The organism is Okeania sp. (assembly GCF_983059655.1).
On record NZ_CEZPJD010000913.1, the window covers coordinates 1 to 2,933 of the forward strand.

Genomic DNA, 2,933 nt, shown 5'->3' on the forward strand with positions numbered 1-2,933 from the left:
CTTGAAACTCACTTTCTTTCACCAATTCAGCCTGAGTTTTTAGTGGGCGAGTATTATTTTCATCGGTCAATAACATCAACACTAACCAAGCCAATTTTTCATTTTCTTCACCACAGTCTTTCACTACTGATGCTAAATATCGGTTTACTAATTCTGCCTTGGGATAATCTCCTAATTCTTGATATTTTTCCACAGTAGTAATATTATCAGTCTGTAGTTGTGCCCCCACTACTTGCAATTCTATCGGGCGAATTTCTCCCAATTCCTGAGCTAAATCTTCAACTAACTTTTCTGTCAGATTTGGATCTATTTTAAACTGAGAATTTTCTGTTAATCCTTGAATGACTAATTTTGCCTGTGATTGGGAAAAATTTCTCAACTCATAAAGAATATTTTTACTTAAAATATCATTATTAATTGTTTCTAAATTTGCTAAATAATTAAATTCTAATAAATAATGAATATAATCTGAACGCAGGGATAAAACAATTTTCACAAAAGGAATTTTTAAACATTCTTCCAGAAACTGAGCAAACTTTCTTTTCTGACATGGCTCTGAGTTAACAAAGAAAAATTCCTCAAATTGATCGAAAATAATAACCGTCAGTAGATTTAATTCAGCATTATTTCGTAACTGAGAAAAGATTGCCTCAGTCGAATTAAGCATCTGTGAATTAACTGCTAATTGGGGAATTATTTTGAGTTTTTTAGCTAAATTTTCTCCCAATACTGAAATCCAATTAACATAAACTTGCTGCAAAACAACTACTACGTTACGGGTATCAATTGATTTTTTTTCTAAAACAGGTATTAATCCAGCCTCCAAAATTGAACTTTTACCAACTCCTGATTGTCCATGAATCACGATCAGTTTATAGTCAGGGCGACTAATTCTTTCTAGTAATTCTTCTACATTGAATTGGCGTCCGGATGTAGAAATTTCTTGAGTAACTTTTCGTCGATTAAGTTGAGGTAAAGCCGGGCTAATATTTGGTTTTCTATATCTCAAACGATTTGCACCGATAAATGCTACAAACCCAAATTGTTGTTCTATTTTTTGCCGTTCTTGCTTTAACTCAAAAGCTGCTAAATATGCCTTTTGTTGGTAATATATTTCTCGTAATTCTGTGAGAATATCAATATAAAATTCTGTACTGTATTCAGGTTTTGTTGTATTTTTTGCTTGTTCAAAATTGGCTATAGATTCTTCAAATTTACCTAAACATTTTTCGGCTTTTGCTAGAGCAAATAAATATTTTCCTAAATGAGAATAGCGCTCCCAATTTAAAGTAATTTTGTCTTTTTCTGAGCTAGGATGAGATACAGCATCTAGAGTTTTGTTGCAAATTTCTATGGCAGTTTGAGCAAGTTTTTTTGCTTGTTTATAATTATTTTTGGCTAGTTCAACTTCTGCCAGAAAACCATAAGCACGAGCTTCACAAAATGGCTGAAAATAGGTTTTATGTAATTCTATTGCTCTATTGGCAACAGTTTCTAACTCATCCCAACGCCCTAAAGTTTGCAAAACTCCTCCCCAAGCATTGATAAACTTAGCAACTAAGTCTGGGCGGTTAACTGTCTCAAAGCCTTCTACCGACTGCTGAAAATATGAACAAGCTTTCTCATAAGCCATATTTTTCTTAACCCGATGCCTAACTGCATAACTACGCCACCATAACCCCAGATAATAATAAGTGTGAGCTACCCGCACCGAGTTGTTAATTTGTTGCCAAAGTTCGAGACTATGTTGATAATGCTCTAGTGCTATTTCGGTAGAATTATCGGTTGCTCTACCTAAAACAAATTCAGAATTTGCTTCTAATTCAGGCTCTAAGGTAACTTCTCGGTTTAACAATTCTTGCCTTGCGTCCACCAACTCTTGATAAGTAGACTCTCCCAAACCAAGGATAGTATCATCTAAAAATATTCCTGCCCCACTTTCTAAAACTTTCTGATAAACATTTTCACTGGTGTGCTGAATAAAATCAATTAATTCCTGAGTGGAAGTTTCAAAAACGGTCAGACTTGACCAATTTTCAAAGTCAGGAATTAAGCGAATAAACTTACGAGAAATTTCTGCATCAATCCATAAAACTATGGGAAAAGGGCAATTTTTTCTAAACTCCTCCCGCACTAAACTCATTGCGACCAACAATTTATCAATATCTCTCGCAAACTCCAAACCCCAAACCATTAGAGCATCTGGTTGTTGGTCTCCTAACCGTTTTCTGATAGTTGCATAAAGTTCATCGACAGACTCATCCAACTGCAACTGTGCCAAGTCTCCAGAAAAAGATTCCCCAAGTTGTGAAATTAGGCGATCGCGCTGACTCGGATTATTGCACTGTGCCAAAAACAGCCGAAATTGTCCTTGAGACATTTCCATGCCTCGGATTAATTTCTGCAATAATTTTTGATTGTTAATTTCCAAGTGTATAGACATATTTTTGTTTGTAGTTTTGCTCTAGCCCATCAAATACTGAATCTTCTTGCTCAAGCCCTACTACTGGACCGTTTCATCTAAAATAGACATCTCCAGAAAAGAGGGAACAGGGAACAGGGAACAGGGAAGAATAATTGATAATTTATGGATAAGAATTGATTTTATTTTTGATTTTTGGAGATGTCTAATGGTGCATTAGGGAGTAGGGGAGTAGGGGAGTGGGGGAGTAGGGGAGAAAGATTGCTGTTGGGTTTCGTTCCTCAACTATTTTAAACAAGCTTATTTGTTTAAGTAAAATTTATTTGAAAAGCTTAATTTTTCGTTTTTAATTCTCAAAATATTTAAGGTTTTCAGCAAAAATATTATTAGTGGGATAGGTTCAAAGGAGAAAAAAGCGGTTGAGGGATGGCGAAGAAAAAATTTTCCCTTTTGCGTTAACGGGACTTTAGTGAAAAAATAGTAAAAAAAAGGGTATAATGTATACCTGATA

Annotated in this window: 1 protein-coding gene; it reads right to left on the reverse strand. The window is 34.8% G+C overall.

All coding sequences use genetic code 11. The features are described 5' to 3' along the window. A partial coding sequence (locus tag AC3DU7_RS30100) for an nSTAND1 domain-containing NTPase (RefSeq protein WP_488042911.1) occupies window positions 1-2,443 on the reverse strand: 2,443 nt, incomplete at its 3' end. Between the last annotated feature and the right edge of the window lie 490 nt (window positions 2,444-2,933).